Here is a 12,897-nt window from a genome sequence, read left to right as displayed (position 1 = left end):
TCGGGCGGCGAATCGGCCCGCGGATCAGCCATCGGTCCCGATCCCCGACTGCGGCAGGAGGGTGGCGATCTTGTAGAGAAGGCTTCGCGCCGCCCGTGCCCTCGGGTTGCCCTCCTCGCCGACATGGCGCAGGCCCTCGACCAGGGCGTCGAGTTCGTCAGGGGTCAGCATGGTCGGCGGCAGCATCAGCGGCGAGCGCAGGATATAGCCCAGGCCCCGCTCGCCGGTCACCGGCAGGCCGGTGGCGGCCAGCATCTCCATGTCGCGCCAGATCGTGCGGGTCGAGACGCCCAGCCGCTCGGCCAGTTCGGCCGCGGTGTGCAGCCGCCCGTCCCGCAGCACCTGGACGATGTCGTAGAGCCGGGCGTCGCGCTTCATGGTCCTGGCCTCGGCTGGGCAGGATTGCCCGCCTTACTGACAAAATACTGTCAGTAGAGCGGGAGGCGCAAGTCGCTTGGCCCTTGGAAGCGGGGGGGCATCCGCCATATTGGGGATGCAGTCAGGATGGATGCCCGCGCTTGATGCGGGACTTTACAGGAGAACCACCATGCACGCTCCGGGACCAATGCAGCTTCTGCTGATCGCCATCGTCCTTCTGGTGCTGTTTGGCCGCGGCAAGATCGCCTCGATGATGGGCGAGGTCGGCAAGGGCATCACCGCCTTCAAGAAGGGCGTGAAGGAAGGCAGCGAAGAGATCGAGAAGGCCGCGGCCGACGGCGCCAAGGACGTCACCCCCGAGAAGGACAAGGCCTGATCCGACCGATCCCTCGGGAGTGGCAAGATGGACTTCAGCTGGTCCGAGATGATGCTGGTCGGGATCGTCGCGTTGATCGTGATCGGTCCCAAGGACCTGCCGGGCATGTTCCGCGAACTGGGCCGGATCACGGCGAAGATACGCTCGATGGGGCGCGAGTTCAGCCGTGCCATGGAGCAGGCGGCGAAGGAGACGGGCGTCAAGGACGTGACCGACGGTCTCAAGGCGGTCTCCAACCCCGCCGGGGCGGGGCTGGATGCGGTGAAATCGGCCGCCGACCGCTTCGAGAAATGGGATCCCCTGAAGAATCCGGCCAAGACGACGCCTGCGCCGCAGACGGTTGCGGCCTCGGCGGCGGCGGTGACGGCAGCGGCACCGGCCGGAACCTCGGCAGCGGCTGAACCTGCCGCCCCGGCACTGGGCCCCGCGACGGCTGAGCTGGCCCGGAAGCAGGCGGCGCGCAAGGCGGTGGCCGAGGAAGCGGCGGCGAAGATGCGGGCCATCGGCGCGGGCGCGGCCGTGGCGGAAGCGGGTCCCGCCGAACCTGCGCCGAAGAAGGCGGGCCGGGTCCGCAAGAAGGCCGACAAGACCGCAGGGGACCCGGCATGAGCAGCAGGAACGAGATCGACGACAGCTCGGCCCCGCTGGTCGAGCATCTGGCCGAGCTGCGCAATCGCCTGATCTGGTCGGTCGGCGCCTTCCTGGTGGCGATGGTGCTGTGCTTCATCGTGGCCGAGCCGATTCTGGACTTCATGCTGGCCCCGATCGAGGAAGCCATGCGCGCGCTGGGCAACCCGAACCCGGTGATGCAGTACACCGCGCCGCAGGAATACTTCTTCACGCTCATGCATATCGCGATGGTGGGCGGGCTGATGCTCAGCTTCCCGGTGATCGCCTACCAGCTGTGGCGCTTCGTGGCGCCGGGCCTTTACCGCAGCGAGAAGCAGGCCTTCCTGCCGTTCCTCATCGCCTCGCCGGTCCTGTTCATCATCGGCGCCGCCTTCGCGCATTTCATCGTGACGCCGATGGCGATGCAGTTCTTCCTGGGCTATGCCGACAGCGCCTCGATCCTGACCGCGCTGATTCCCGGCTTCGGCGAGGTGCCCGGCGATGCCGTGGTCACGGCCCCGGCGGCGGCGTCCAAGGGCATCGACATCGTCTTCCAGGGCAAGGTGAACGAAACGCTGGACATCAGCCTCAAGCTGATCCTGGCCTTCGGCCTGTGCTTCCAGCTGCCGGTGCTGCTGACGCTGATGGGCAAGGCGGGGCTGGCGAGTTCGGCGGGCCTGGCGGGGATGCGGCGCTATGCGATCGTCGTCATCCTGTTCGTGGCCGCACTGGTGACGCCGCCCGACATCATGAGCCAGCTGATCCTTTTCGCCTGCATCTACCCGCTCTACGAGGTGTCGATCTTCCTGATCAAGCGGATCGAGAAGCGCCGCGAGGCCGAGTTGCGGGCCGAAGGCCTGTGGGTCGAGGACACCGACGGAGACACGGAGACCAAGGCGTGATCGACGACCCCCTGGAACGGATCGCGGCGGCGCTGGAACGTCTCGCCCCCGCGCCGATGCCCGCGCCCGATTTCGCGGCCGAGGCTTTCGTCTGGCATACGGCGCCCGACCGGCTTGACCCGGTGGCCCATGTCTCCCGCGTGGACCTGTCGCTCTTGGTGGGCGTCAACCGCTCGCGCGATACGCTGCTGGAGAACACCCGGCATTTCGCGGCCGGCTTGCCGGCGAACAACGCGCTCCTCTGGGGCGCGCGGGGGATGGGGAAGTCGAGCCTCGTCAAGGCCGTCCACGCCCAGGTCCGGGCCGAGGGGCATGACCTGAAGATCGTGGAGCTGTCGCGCGAGGACCTGCCTTCCGTCCAGCGCCTGCTGGCGCATCTGCGCGCCGCGCCGCACTGCTTCCTGCTGTTCTGCGACGACCTGTCGTTTTCCCATGATGACCAGCATTACAAAAGCCTGAAGGCGGTGCTGGATGGCGGGATCGAGGGGCGGCCAGAGAACGTGCTGTTCTACGCCACCTCGAACCGCCGCCACCTGATGCCGCGCGACATGATCGAGAATGAACGCTCGACCGCGATCAATCCCGGCGAGGCGGTGGAGGAAAAGGTCTCGCTGTCCGACCGTTTCGGGTTGTGGCTGGGCTTCCATCCCTGCACCCAGGACGAATACCTGGAGATGATCCGGGGCTATTGCGCCGCGCATGGGGTCAAGCTGCCCGAGGAGCGGCTGCATGCCGAGGCGGTGGAGTGGCAGGCGACGCGGGGCGGTCGGTCGGGCCGGGTGGCCTGGCAGTTCTTCTGCGACCTTGCCGCGCGCGAAGGGGTGCGGATTCGGGTCTGAGCCCGGCGGCCCCTTGCATGGCGGTGCGTTGCGCCTTACGCGTCTATTCATGCTAGCTGAAATCGTCGTCATCCTGGCCCTGATCGTCCTGAACGGCGTGCTGGCCATGTCCGAACTCGCCATCGTCAGTGCGCGTCCCGCCCGGCTGAAGCCCCTGGAGGGCAAGAGCCGCGGCGCGCGGCTGGCCCTGCGCCTGGCCGAGGATCCGGGCCGCTTCCTCTCGACCGTGCAGATCGGCATCACGGCGGTGGGCGTGCTCTCGGGTGCGCTTTCCGGGGCGACCCTGGGGCAGCGGCTTTCGTCCTGGCTGGTCGGGCAGGGGGTGACGGCCGAGATGGCCTCGACCCTGGGCGTGGGCGGCGTGGTGGTCGCGATCACCTATGTCAGCCTGATCGTGGGCGAGTTGGTGCCGAAGCAGATGGCGCTGCGCAATGCCGAGGGGGTCGCGGTGCGCATGGCCCCGGCGATGACGCTGCTGTCGATCGTCGCGGCGCCGTTGGTCTGGTTCCTGGACCGCTCGGGGCGCGGGATGCTCTGGCTTCTCGGCCAGCGCGGCGAGAGCGAGAATCGCGTGACCGAGGAGGAGGTCCATGTCCTCCTGGCCGAGGCGCATGAGGGCGGCGTCCTGGAAACCGAGGAACGCGAGATGATCACCGGGGTGATGCGTCTGGGCGACCGCACGGCCCGGGCGCTGATGACGCCGCGCCACGAGATCGAGATGCTGCCGCTGGAGGCGACCGGGGCCGAGGCCGTGGCCGCGATCCGCAAGGTCGCGCGGCCCCGGATGCCGGTCGCCGATGCTGAGGGCGATGTGGTGGGCATCGTGCTGCTGTCCGATGCCTTCCAGGCCGTCTCGCGCCGCGAGACGCTGGACCTCAAGGCGCTTCTGCGCGAGGTGCCGGTGGTCTCGGACCGGGCCGAGGCGCTGGATGTGCTGGAGATCCTGCAGAAGACCGAGCATCACCTGGCGCTGGTCTATGACGAATACGGCCATTTCGAGGGAATCATCACCAGCGGAGACGTGCTGGAGGCGATCACCGGCGCGGTGGCGGCCAGCGAGCCGGATGAGCCCGCCATCGTCACCCGCGCCGATGGCAGCCAGCTGGTGGCGGGCTGGATGCCGGTGGACGAGTTCTGCGACAAGCTGGGCCTGCCGCGCGAGATGGCGGGGGAATATGACACGGTGGCGGGGCTGATGCTGCACCAGCTGGGCCATATCCCCGAGCTGGGCGCCAGCTTCACGGCCGAGGGCTTCTGCTTCGAGGTGATCGACCTCGACGGGCGGCGGATCGACAAGATCCTGGTGGCCAGGGTCGGGGACTGATCCTCAGGTCCCCTCGTCGTTCGACTTCGTCTCCTCCTCGGCAGGTCGCCGGCGAGGAGTGCACGAAGTGCATCGACGAGCGGCCTATTGCAGATAGGTCATCGGGTCGAAGCTTTCCTTCGAGGTGTTGCGCACCTCGAAATGCAGGAAGGCCGGGTTGCCCGCCGCGACCGTGCCGATCGACTGGCCGCGGCTGACCTTGTCGCCCTTCTTCACGCCGACCCCGCCGACGCCGACATAGACCGTCAGGAGGTTGTTCGCGTGCCGCAGGATCACGATGCCCTTGCCGGTCGTGTCCGCCGAGATCACCGTCACCGTTCCCGCATCCGCCGCCTTCACCGGCGCGCCCGCCGCGGCCGAGATGTCGATGCCCTGGTTCGACTTGCGGTCGTAGCCGCGGATGATCTTGCCCGCGACCGGCATCGCCATCTTCGCGGCCGAGGCCGCGGTCGCCTGTTCGCCCATGTCGGGCGAGGGCGGGGTGGCCTTGGGCTTGGCGGCCGCGACCTCGGGCTTCTCGTCGGGCAGCGGCTTCGCGGCCGAGGGCGGCTCGGGCGTCGGGCTGCCGGCGCCGGGGGGCGTCGGCACGGGTTCGGGGTCCGGCGCGGGGGCGGTGGCGATCGGGATGATCAGGGTCTGGCCCTCACGCACGGCCATGTCCGCGCCCAGCTGGTTCCAGTCGGCCAGCGCCTTGGCCGAGACGTTGTAGGTCCGCGCGATGGTGAAGGCGGTCTCGCCGCGCGCGACGCGGTGGGTCAGGGGCTGGCCCGAGATCGGCTTCGACGCGGCGGGCGAGGCCGCGACCGGAGTCGGACCGGCCGCATCCAGCGCCGTGGTGGCGATCGAGGAAATGTCGATCGGCCCGCCGCCACCCGCGATGCCGCCGCTGGCGATGGCGGCAGGCTGCGGCGTGGCGGAGACGCGGGCGGGCAGCAGCAGCATCTCGCCCTCGCGCAGGGGATCGGTCGGGCGCAGCGCATTGCTCCGGGCCAGTTCCTCGGCATTCAGGCCCAGGCGGCCGGCCATGGCGGCGACGGTATCGCCGCGCCGGGCCTTGGCCAGCTGGTAATCGGGATAGGACAGGATGCCGTTCGCATCCGCCGTGGGCGCCGCCGCCGTGGCCTGGCGCGCGGCATCCGACGTGTCGCCGCCGCCGGCCCGCATGTCCCAGTCCAGGTTGCGGGTATCCATGCAGGCCGTCAGGGCCAGAAGGCTGGCGCCAAGGCCCAGGAGCCGCAGTCTGTCCAAGGAATTCCGCATCTGCCGCCTCATCTTCCGCTGTCCGGGTTGATCCCGTCTCGGGGCAAAGTCTACTCGGACCCCAGCCCTTCCACCAGAGGCACGAAGCGCACTGGGCGAAGTTCCTCGTAATCAAAGCCGCGTGATCCGCGGGTGACCTTGATCAGGCTTTGCACCGCATCCGACTGGCCGACCGGCAGCACCATGATGCCGCCGGGCTTCAGCTGCTCCAGAAGCGGGCCGGGCGGGTCCTCGGCGGCGGCGGTCACCAGGATGCGGTCGAAGGGCCCCTGATCGGGCAGTCCGAAAGAGCCGTCGGCCGCGATGGCGGTGATGTTGGTGATGTCGAGCTGGCGGAACAGTTCGCCCGCCTCGCGCACCAGGCGGCGGTAGCGGTCCACGGTATAGACCCGCCGGGCCAGCTGCGACAGGATCGCCGCCTGGTAGCCCGAGCCGGTGCCGACCTCCAGCACCGTGTCGCGCGGGCTGACCTGCAGCGCCTGGGTCATCAGCCCCACGACCGAGGGCTGGCTGATCGTCTGGCCGCAGGCGATGGGCAGCGGCATGTCCTCATAGGCGCGGTCGGCGAAGATGCCGCGCACGAAGAGGCCGCGGTCGATCCGCTCCATCGCGGTCAGGACCCTTGCATCGGTCACGCCACGGGATCTGAGGGCAAAGAGAAAGCGCATCTTGCGTTCGGCAAGGTCCCCGGAGGCGTCGTCTGGGTTGCGATCCTCCGGCCCCATGGTCATGCGAGCCGGAGCTCCAGGTCGGAAAGCAGGTCATGCGCGGTCAGGTCCGCCCGCATCGGCGTGACCGAGATCCAGCCGTCCAGGTTCACCGCCGCATCGGTGCCGGGCAGGGTCGGCGTCTGCTGCGGCCCGCCCTTGATCCAGAGGAAGCGCCTGCCCGAGGGCGACAGATGCGGCTCGACCGAGAAGGCGGTGTCGCGGCGGAAGCCCTGCGGTGCGACCTTCATCCCCAGCGTCGGCGCGGCGGGCAGGGGCGGGAAGTTCACGTTGTAGAAGACGCGGTAGTCGTCCTGGCTCCACAGCCCCTTGTCCAGCAGCGCGCGGACCACGGCAGCGCCATGGGTGCGGGCACATTCGAAGGGATCGGCAAGGCGCGCATTCTCGGGGCCGAAGAACTGCGACATGGCGATGGAGGGAACGCCCTGCAGCGCCGCCTCCATCGCGCCGCCGATCGTGCCGGAATACAGCACGTTCTCGGCCGCGTTGTTGCCCCGGTTCACGCCCGAGAGAACCAGATCCGGCTTCGCGCCCTCCAGCACGTCATAGATCGCCGCCAGCACGCAGTCGGCCGGGCTGCCCTCGGCCGCGAAGCGGCGCTCGGCCAGTTCGGCGATCATCATCGGATGGGTGTAGCTGATGCAATGCGCCACGCCCGATTGCTCGAAGGCCGGGGCCACCGTCCAGACCTCGCCCTCGGGTCCGGCGATGGTCATGGCGATTTCGGTCAGGACCTCAAGCCCCGGCGCGTTGATGCCGTCGTCGTTGGTGATCAGGATGCGCATGGTTCCCCCGGCTGATGCCCCTGATTAGACGAGCCGGGTTTTCCCTTCAAGGCGCGTCACCCGATGCCGGGCAGTCAGGGGGCGCAAAGGAAAAGCTTGCGCGGCGTTGAATTGCACGCTCATATAACAAGAAGCGGGGGGCGCATGACGACGGACAGGCCAGAGGCGATCAGGGTTGACGGGCTGCACAAGAGTTTCGGCGCGCATGAGGTGCTGAAGGGCGTCTCGCTCACCGCGCGCGAGGGCGATGTGGTGGCGATCATCGGCGGGTCGGGCTCGGGCAAGTCCACCATGCTGCGCTGCATCAACTTTCTCGAGACGCCCAGTTCCGGCCGGATCACCATCGCGGGCGAGACGGTGGCGATGCGCCCCGACGGCAGCCCCGCCGACCGCCGCCAGATCGAGCGGATCCGCCAGTCGCTGGGGATGGTGTTCCAGAGCTTCAACCTCTGGACCCACCGCACCGTGCTGGAAAACCTGATCGAGGTGCCGGTCCATGTCCTGAAGCTGCCGAAGGACCAGGCCATTGCGCGGGCGCGCAAGCTTCTGGCGCGGGTGGGCCTGGCCGAGAAGGAGGGCGCCTATCCGGCCTTCATGTCCGGCGGCCAGCAGCAGCGCGCCGCCATCGCCCGCGCATTGTGCATGGAGCCGCGCGCGATGCTGTTCGACGAGCCGACCTCGGCCCTCGACCCCGAGCTGGTGGGCGAGGTCCTCCAGGTCATCCGCGGCCTTGCCGAGGAGGGGCGCACGATGATCCTCGTCACGCATGAGATGAAATTCGCCCGCGAGGTCGCGGACCACGTCATCTACCTGCACAACGGCCGGATCGAGGAGGAGGGCCCGCCCGACCAGCTGTTCGGCGGGCCGAAATCCGACCGGCTGAAACAGTTCCTGAAATCCGTCGCCTGAACCGGCGGAACCCCCAACAAGGAGAGTGCCATGAACCTGAAATCCCTCGCCGCCGCGCTGATGCTGCTGGCCGCCCCGGTGGCGGCGCAGGAGGTCAAGATCGGCATCGCCGCCGAACCCTACCCGCCCTTCACCAGCCCCGACGCCGCCGGCAACTGGGTCGGCTGGGAGGTGGACATCATCAACGCCGTCTGCGCCGCCGCCGAACTGCAATGCGTGATCACGCCGGTCGCCTGGGACGGGATCATCCCGGCGCTGACCGCGGGCCAGATCGACGCGATCATGAATTCGATGACGATCACCGAAGAGCGACTGCAGACCATCGACTTCTCGGACAAGTACTACAACACCCCGGCCGTGGTCGCGGCGGCCAAGGGCTCGGGCATCCAGCCCACGCCCGAGGGGCTGGCGGGCAAGGTGATCGGCGTGCAGGTGGCGACGATCCATGAAGCCTATGTGAACAAGCATTTCGCGGAGACGGCGGCCGAGATCAAGGTCTACCAGACCCAGGACGAGGCGAACCAGGACCTCGCGGCCGGCCGGATCGACGCGACCCAGGCGGATTCGATCGCGCTGGACGCCTTCGTCGCCTCGGAAGCCGGGGCCGCCTGCTGCGAGATCGTGGGCGCCGTGGCCGATGACCCGGAGGTGCTGGGCCTTGGCGTCGGCGCCGGCCTGCGCAAGGGCGAGGACGAGCTGAAGGCGAAGATCAACGCCGGCATCGCCAAGATCCGCGAGGACGGCACCTACGATGCGATCACCGCCAAGTATTTCGCCTCGTCGATCTACGGCGGATAAGGATCTTGGGCATCCTGTCCTTCTGGCGGGCAGGTGCCCCCCACCCCCATCCCCTCCCCACGAGGGGGAGGGGAGTCGCCCGGCGCGGACGTCCCTGTCGTAGAACCGATGCGCGGCGCATCCGCAGGGGGGCATGGCTCTCCCCTATGGACTGCGGGCAGGCATGGAGCCCTCCCTCCCCCGCGTGGGGAGGGCCGGGGAGGGGGGCGTCGCGGGCCGCATCCGAAAGGGGACCGACCCACCCGCTTGTGCCGACCCACACAATCCCTTCCGGGGGGCGCAGATGATCGGCTCCCCCCTCCTCGCCTCCACCCTCGACCTTCTGGCGCTGGAGCCGCCGGGTTGGGGGGCGGTGCTGCTGCTGGGGCTCTGGCGCTCGGTCCTCATCGCGGCCGGAGCCTTTGCGCTGGGCCTGGTGATCGGGTTCTTCGGGGCCTATGGCAAGCTTTACGGCGGGCCGGTGACGCGCGATCTCCTTGCGATCTACACCACCGTCGTGCGCGCGGTGCCCGAGCTGATCCTGATCCTGATCCTCTATTTCGCGGTGACCGACGCGCTGAACCAGGTCCTCCTCGCCATGGGGGGCGAGAAGGTGCAGATCTCGGGCGTCGTGGCGGGGGTCCTCGTCCTTGGCGTGGTGCAGGGGGCCTATGCGACCGAGGTGCTGCGCGGCGCGATCCAGTCGGTCCCGGCCGGCCAGATCGAGGCGGCGCGCGCGATGGGGATGCCCGCGGCCCTGCTGGCCCGGCGGGTGACGCTGCCCCTGATGCTGGCGCTGGCCCTGCCGGGGCTGGCGAACCTGTGGCTGATCGCGACCAAGGACACCGCGCTTCTGGCCGTGGTGGGCTTTGCCGAGCTGACCCAGTCCACCCGGCAGGCGGCCTCGACCACCAAGGCCTTCTTCACCTTCTACGCCGCGGCCGGGGTGCTGTACCTGGCGGTCTCGATCCTGTCCACGCTGGTCTTCGCCCTGATCGAGCGGCGGGCGCGGCGCGGGCAGAGGCGGGTCGCGGGATGATCCGGTCGCTGATGCTGCCGCGCCGGCTGGCGATGCTGGCCATTCTTGTGCTGATCGTGGCGCTGGTCGCGGTCTATGGCCGCTGGGACTGGCTGGCCAATCCGAAATACCAGGCTCTGATCCTGCGCGGCATCGGCAACACGCTCATCCTGCTGGTCCTGACCATGGGGATCGGCATGGCTCTGGCGATCCCCCTCGGCCTCGCCCAGGCGGTCGGGCCCTGGTATCTGGCGGTCCCGGCGCGGGCCTTCTGCGGGCTGATCCGGGGCACGCCGCTGCTCTTGCAGCTGTTCCTGCTCTACTACGGGATCGGCAGCCTGTTTCCCGGAATCCCCGGCATCCGCGACAGCTTCCTCTGGCCGGTGCTGCGCGACGCCTGGTATTACGCGGTCCTCGGCCTGTCGCTCTCGGTCGCGGGCTATGAGGGCGAGGTGATGCGCGGTGCCTTCAAGGCGGTGCCGCATGGCCAGCTGGAGGCGGCGCGGGCGATGGGGATGCCGCGGCTGACGATGTTCCGCCGGATCTGGCTGCCGCAGGCGCTGCACCGGGTGCTGCCGACGCTGGGCGGCGAGACGGTGCTGCAGCTGAAGGCGACGCCGCTGGTCGCGCTGATCACCGTGGTCGACATCTACGCCGTCGCCAGCCGGGTGCGGTCCGAGACGCTGATCACCTACGAGCCCCTGATGCTGCTCGCGGTGGTCTACATGGCGATCACTGGCCTCATCGTGCTGATGTTCCGCTGGTTCGAAGGCCGGGTGCCGCAGCGGGTGGCCTGACGCCGCATCTTGCGCGATCCACTCCGCCAGCGGCATGGCGCGGGTGGTGGCCTTCGCCGTCAGCGCCACGGGCGCGTCGCTGGCGTCGAGGTCCGGGACAGGGGGCGCCCCCTGGTCGGCAAGATCCCTGGCGACCGGCCCGAGGCCCGAGGTCTGGAACAGCAGGTCGCCACGTCGCATCGGCGGGCCGTTTGCGCCAGAGAGGATACGCCCCGGAGCGTGGTTTACGCTTGGTGAACGTCCGCAGGCAAGCCCTTGAAATCGCTGGATCCCGGTCTTCGACCCGCGTGGCGGCCTCAGGCGTCGCGCCGGGCGATCCAGTCGTGGTCGGGATCGTTCTGGAACCGCCATTTCCGGATCGGCCCGGCCATCACGTTCAGATAGTACATCTCATATCCATAGGGCGCGCCGCAGGGGTGGTGGCCCTTGGGAACCAGCACCACGTCGTGATCCTTCACCGCCATCGTCTCGTCCAGCGCGCCATCCTCGGTATAGACCCGCTGGACGCCGAAGCCCTGGGCGGGGTTCAGCCGGTGATAATAGGTCTCCTCCAGACAGGTCATGCGGGGGAAGTCGTCCTCGTCATGGCGGTGGCTGGGGTAGGAGGACCAGTGGCCGGCCGGGGTGAAGACCTCGGTCACCAGAAGGCTGTCGGCGACCTCGCGCGCCTCCATCGCGATGTTGCTGACGTGGCGGGTGTTGGTGCCCCTGCCGCGCGGGGTCAGCTCGATCCCTTCCGGCCCCAGCCGCCGGGCGGGATGGTTGCCCTTGCCCGGCGCGGTGCAGATGGCAAGCGTGCAGGGGGTGGTGGCGACCGCCGTCCATGACTGCCCGTTCGGGACGTAGAGGCAATGCGGCGGCGTCTTTTCGAAGACGTCCATCCGCTCGCCCATCTCGCCCCAGTCCTGGCCCGCGGCCTCGACCTTCGCCTTGCCCTCCACCAGCACCAGGATCGCCTCGCGGTCGCCGGTCGCCTCCTCGGCCCGGTCGCCCGGTTCCAGCCGGTAGAGGGTGAAGCCGACATAGGTCCAGCCCGCGCTTTCCGGGGTGATCTCATGGACCTTGCCGCGCGTGGCGGTGGGGTGGCGCAGGAGCCGCATCAGCCGTCTCCGGGGGGCCGCATGAAGAGCCCGTTGAAGGCCCAGCCGGTGAGGGCGGTGAAGACCGCGCCCCCGAGGACCGAGCCGGAGGAAAAGAACCAGATCGCCGCCGCGCAGGGCAGGGCGGTGATCGCGAGGCGGAGGGCGAGGGGCCAGTCGGGATTCAGCATGGGGCCAGCCTGCCGCCGGGGTCAGCGCTTGTCGAGACCCGTCTCGCGCGCCAAACGCCGCAGGGTCGCAAGGCCGAGGGTCTGGTACAGCAGCGGATTGCGGAGCTTCGGGTCCTGCTCGGCCTCGATCACGATCCAGCCGTCATAGCGGGCACCGGCGAGGATCTTCAGGAGCGGGCCGAAGTCGATCCCGCCCTCCTGATCGCCCGGGACGGTGAAAGCCCCGGCAAGGACGCCCTGCAGGAAGCTGAGCCCCTCGGCGCGGACGCGCTGGGTGATCGCGGGGCGGATGTTCTTGGCGTGGAAATGGCGGACGCGGGCGATGTGCTTCGCCAGCACCTGCACGGGATCGCCGCCGCCGAAGGCGCAATGGCCCGCGTCGAAGAGAAGCTGCGTGTGCGGGCCGGTGGCGGCCATCAGGGCGTCGATCTCCTCGGGGCTTTCCACGATGGTGCCCATGTGGTGGTGGTAGACCAGCGTCAGGCCCTGCGAGGTCAGGTATTCCGCGAACTGCTCCAGCTTCGCGCCGAAGGCCTGCATCCCGGCGGCCGAGAGGTGCGGGCGTTCGTTCACCGGCTTCTTCGCATCGCCGTGGATCGCGTTCGAGGTCTCGCAGACGATCATGACCTTGCAGCCGTTGTGGCGCAGCTTGGCGATGTGGTGCTGCGCGGCCTCGATCTCGTCCTCGACGGAGCGGACCAGCAGTTCGGTCGAATACCAGCCCGAGATGAACTTCAGCCCGTAGTCTGCCAGCAGCGCCCGCAGCGCCTCGGGGTCGTCGGGCCAGCGGTGGCCGTTCTCGATCCCGTCGAAGCCGATCTGACGGCCGGCCTCGTCCAGGATGCGGGCGGTCGGGATCTCGGCGCCGATGGTCCGGTCGTCGTCGTTGGCCCAGGCGATGGGGTTGGTTCCGAATTGGATCATG

General features: G+C 69.0%; 16 protein-coding genes. 9 read left to right on the top strand and 7 right to left on the bottom strand.

The window, feature by feature from the left end:
- Positions 1-24: 24 nt before the first annotated feature.
- A complete protein-coding gene (locus tag I7S92_RS03955) occupies positions 25-378 on the bottom strand; it encodes a helix-turn-helix transcriptional regulator (RefSeq protein WP_197642176.1) in 354 nt (117 codons plus the stop codon).
- A gap of 187 nt (positions 379-565) precedes the next feature.
- Here I7S92_RS03955 and I7S92_RS03950 point away from each other — a divergent pair, with 187 nt between their 5' ends.
- The 5 genes from I7S92_RS03950 to I7S92_RS03930 are packed head-to-tail and all read left to right on the top strand — an operon-like array spanning position 566 to position 4,428.
- Positions 566-754, top strand: coding sequence for a twin-arginine translocase TatA/TatE family subunit (locus I7S92_RS03950; protein WP_242070062.1), 189 nt, complete (start codon positions 566-568; stop codon positions 752-754).
- 27 nt (positions 755-781) lie between these two features.
- Positions 782-1,363 carry a Sec-independent protein translocase subunit TatA/TatB gene (locus I7S92_RS03945; protein WP_197642174.1) on the top strand — a complete coding sequence of 194 codons (582 nt, stop codon included), beginning with the start codon at positions 782-784 and terminating at the stop codon, positions 1,361-1,363.
- Positions 1,360-2,265: a twin-arginine translocase subunit TatC gene (gene tatC / locus I7S92_RS03940; protein WP_197642173.1), complete on the top strand. Its 906-nt coding sequence runs from the start codon at positions 1,360-1,362 to the stop codon at positions 2,263-2,265. The genes I7S92_RS03945 and tatC overlap by 4 nt, the downstream gene beginning before the upstream one ends.
- Positions 2,262-3,104, top strand: a complete 843-nt coding sequence (locus I7S92_RS03935; RefSeq protein ID WP_197642172.1) for an ATP-binding protein — start codon at positions 2,262-2,264, stop codon at positions 3,102-3,104. The genes tatC and I7S92_RS03935 overlap by 4 nt, the downstream gene beginning before the upstream one ends.
- A 49-nt stretch (positions 3,105-3,153) precedes the next feature.
- On the top strand, positions 3,154-4,428 hold the full coding sequence (locus I7S92_RS03930; RefSeq protein WP_197642171.1) for a hemolysin family protein: 1,275 nt from the start codon (positions 3,154-3,156) through the stop codon (positions 4,426-4,428).
- Between the two features lie 84 nt (positions 4,429-4,512).
- Here I7S92_RS03930 and I7S92_RS03925 read toward each other — a convergent pair whose 3' ends face one another.
- Genes I7S92_RS03925 through surE form a run of 3 tightly spaced genes read right to left on the bottom strand, consistent with a single transcriptional unit; the run spans position 4,513 to position 7,201 of the window.
- Positions 4,513-5,688, bottom strand: coding sequence for a peptidoglycan DD-metalloendopeptidase family protein (locus I7S92_RS03925; protein WP_197642170.1), 1,176 nt, complete (start codon positions 5,686-5,688; stop codon positions 4,513-4,515).
- A 50-nt stretch (positions 5,689-5,738) separates the two neighbouring features.
- Positions 5,739-6,413, bottom strand: a complete 675-nt coding sequence (locus tag I7S92_RS03920) for a protein-L-isoaspartate(D-aspartate) O-methyltransferase (RefSeq protein WP_386003956.1) — start codon at positions 6,411-6,413, stop codon at positions 5,739-5,741.
- Between the two features lie 2 nt (positions 6,414-6,415).
- A complete protein-coding gene (gene surE / locus I7S92_RS03915) occupies positions 6,416-7,201 on the bottom strand; it encodes a 5'/3'-nucleotidase SurE (protein ID WP_197642168.1) in 786 nt (261 codons plus the stop codon).
- 144 nt (positions 7,202-7,345) lie between these two features.
- On the opposite strand from surE, the gene I7S92_RS03910 reads away from it, so the two are divergent.
- The 4 genes from I7S92_RS03910 to I7S92_RS03895 all read left to right on the top strand — a co-directional run bounded on the left by I7S92_RS03910 (position 7,346) and on the right by I7S92_RS03895 (position 10,702).
- Entirely contained in the window at positions 7,346-8,110 is a 765-nt protein-coding gene (locus tag I7S92_RS03910) for an ABC transporter ATP-binding protein (protein ID WP_197642167.1), read from the top strand.
- A gap of 30 nt (positions 8,111-8,140) precedes the next feature.
- On the top strand, positions 8,141-8,908 hold the full coding sequence (locus I7S92_RS03905; protein ID WP_197642166.1) for a transporter substrate-binding domain-containing protein: 768 nt from the start codon (positions 8,141-8,143) through the stop codon (positions 8,906-8,908).
- 283 nt (positions 8,909-9,191) lie between these two features.
- On the top strand, positions 9,192-9,926 hold the full coding sequence (locus tag I7S92_RS03900) for an ABC transporter permease subunit (RefSeq protein ID WP_197642165.1): 735 nt from the start codon (positions 9,192-9,194) through the stop codon (positions 9,924-9,926).
- A complete protein-coding gene (locus I7S92_RS03895) occupies positions 9,923-10,702 on the top strand; it encodes an ABC transporter permease (RefSeq protein ID WP_197642164.1) in 780 nt (259 codons plus the stop codon). The genes I7S92_RS03900 and I7S92_RS03895 overlap by 4 nt, the downstream gene beginning before the upstream one ends.
- Before the next feature lie 296 nt (positions 10,703-10,998).
- Here the strand turns inward: I7S92_RS03895 and iolB are convergent, their stop codons facing one another.
- The 3 genes from iolB to iolE are packed head-to-tail and all read right to left on the bottom strand — an operon-like array spanning position 10,999 to position 12,896.
- Complete coding sequence (iolB, locus tag I7S92_RS03890) at positions 10,999-11,805, bottom strand: 5-deoxy-glucuronate isomerase (protein WP_197642261.1); 807 nt, start codon at positions 11,803-11,805, stop codon at positions 10,999-11,001.
- On the bottom strand, positions 11,802-11,972 hold the full coding sequence (locus I7S92_RS03885) for a hypothetical protein (RefSeq protein WP_197642163.1): 171 nt from the start codon (positions 11,970-11,972) through the stop codon (positions 11,802-11,804). The genes iolB and I7S92_RS03885 overlap by 4 nt, the downstream gene beginning before the upstream one ends.
- 21 nt (positions 11,973-11,993) lie before the next feature.
- Positions 11,994-12,896, bottom strand: coding sequence for a myo-inosose-2 dehydratase (gene iolE / locus I7S92_RS03880; protein ID WP_197642162.1), 903 nt, complete (start codon positions 12,894-12,896; stop codon positions 11,994-11,996).
- Between the last annotated feature and the right edge of the window lies 1 nt (position 12,897).

This window comes from Tabrizicola soli (genome assembly GCF_015999335.1).
Taxonomy (GTDB): Bacteria; Pseudomonadota; Alphaproteobacteria; order Rhodobacterales; family Rhodobacteraceae; genus Tabrizicola; species Tabrizicola soli.
This window is presented reverse-complemented; position numbering and strand designations above follow the sequence as displayed.

Excerpts from the sequence above, each read along its gene's own strand:
- I7S92_RS03955 (WP_197642176.1), bottom strand. The coding sequence starts at position 378 with ATGAAGCGCGACGCCCGGCTCTACGACATCGTCCAGGTGCTGCGGGAC.
- I7S92_RS03950 (WP_242070062.1), top strand. The coding sequence starts at position 566 with ATGCAGCTTCTGCTGATCGCCATCGTCCTTCTGGTGCTGTTTGGCCGC.
- I7S92_RS03945 (WP_197642174.1), top strand. The coding sequence starts at position 782 with ATGGACTTCAGCTGGTCCGAGATGATGCTGGTCGGGATCGTCGCGTTG.
- tatC (WP_197642173.1), top strand. The coding sequence starts at position 1,360 with ATGAGCAGCAGGAACGAGATCGACGACAGCTCGGCCCCGCTGGTCGAG.
- I7S92_RS03930 (WP_197642171.1), top strand. The coding sequence starts at position 3,154 with ATGCTAGCTGAAATCGTCGTCATCCTGGCCCTGATCGTCCTGAACGGC.
- I7S92_RS03925 (WP_197642170.1), bottom strand. The coding sequence starts at position 5,688 with ATGCGGAATTCCTTGGACAGACTGCGGCTCCTGGGCCTTGGCGCCAGC.
- I7S92_RS03920 (WP_386003956.1), bottom strand. The coding sequence starts at position 6,413 with ATGGGGCCGGAGGATCGCAACCCAGACGACGCCTCCGGGGACCTTGCC.
- surE (WP_197642168.1), bottom strand. The coding sequence starts at position 7,201 with ATGCGCATCCTGATCACCAACGACGACGGCATCAACGCGCCGGGGCTT.
- I7S92_RS03910 (WP_197642167.1), top strand. The coding sequence starts at position 7,346 with ATGACGACGGACAGGCCAGAGGCGATCAGGGTTGACGGGCTGCACAAG.
- I7S92_RS03905 (WP_197642166.1), top strand. The coding sequence starts at position 8,141 with ATGAACCTGAAATCCCTCGCCGCCGCGCTGATGCTGCTGGCCGCCCCG.
- I7S92_RS03900 (WP_197642165.1), top strand. The coding sequence starts at position 9,192 with ATGATCGGCTCCCCCCTCCTCGCCTCCACCCTCGACCTTCTGGCGCTG.
- I7S92_RS03895 (WP_197642164.1), top strand. The coding sequence starts at position 9,923 with ATGATCCGGTCGCTGATGCTGCCGCGCCGGCTGGCGATGCTGGCCATT.
- I7S92_RS03885 (WP_197642163.1), bottom strand. The coding sequence starts at position 11,972 with ATGCTGAATCCCGACTGGCCCCTCGCCCTCCGCCTCGCGATCACCGCC.
- iolE (WP_197642162.1), bottom strand. The coding sequence starts at position 12,896 with ATGATCCAATTCGGAACCAACCCCATCGCCTGGGCCAACGACGACGAC.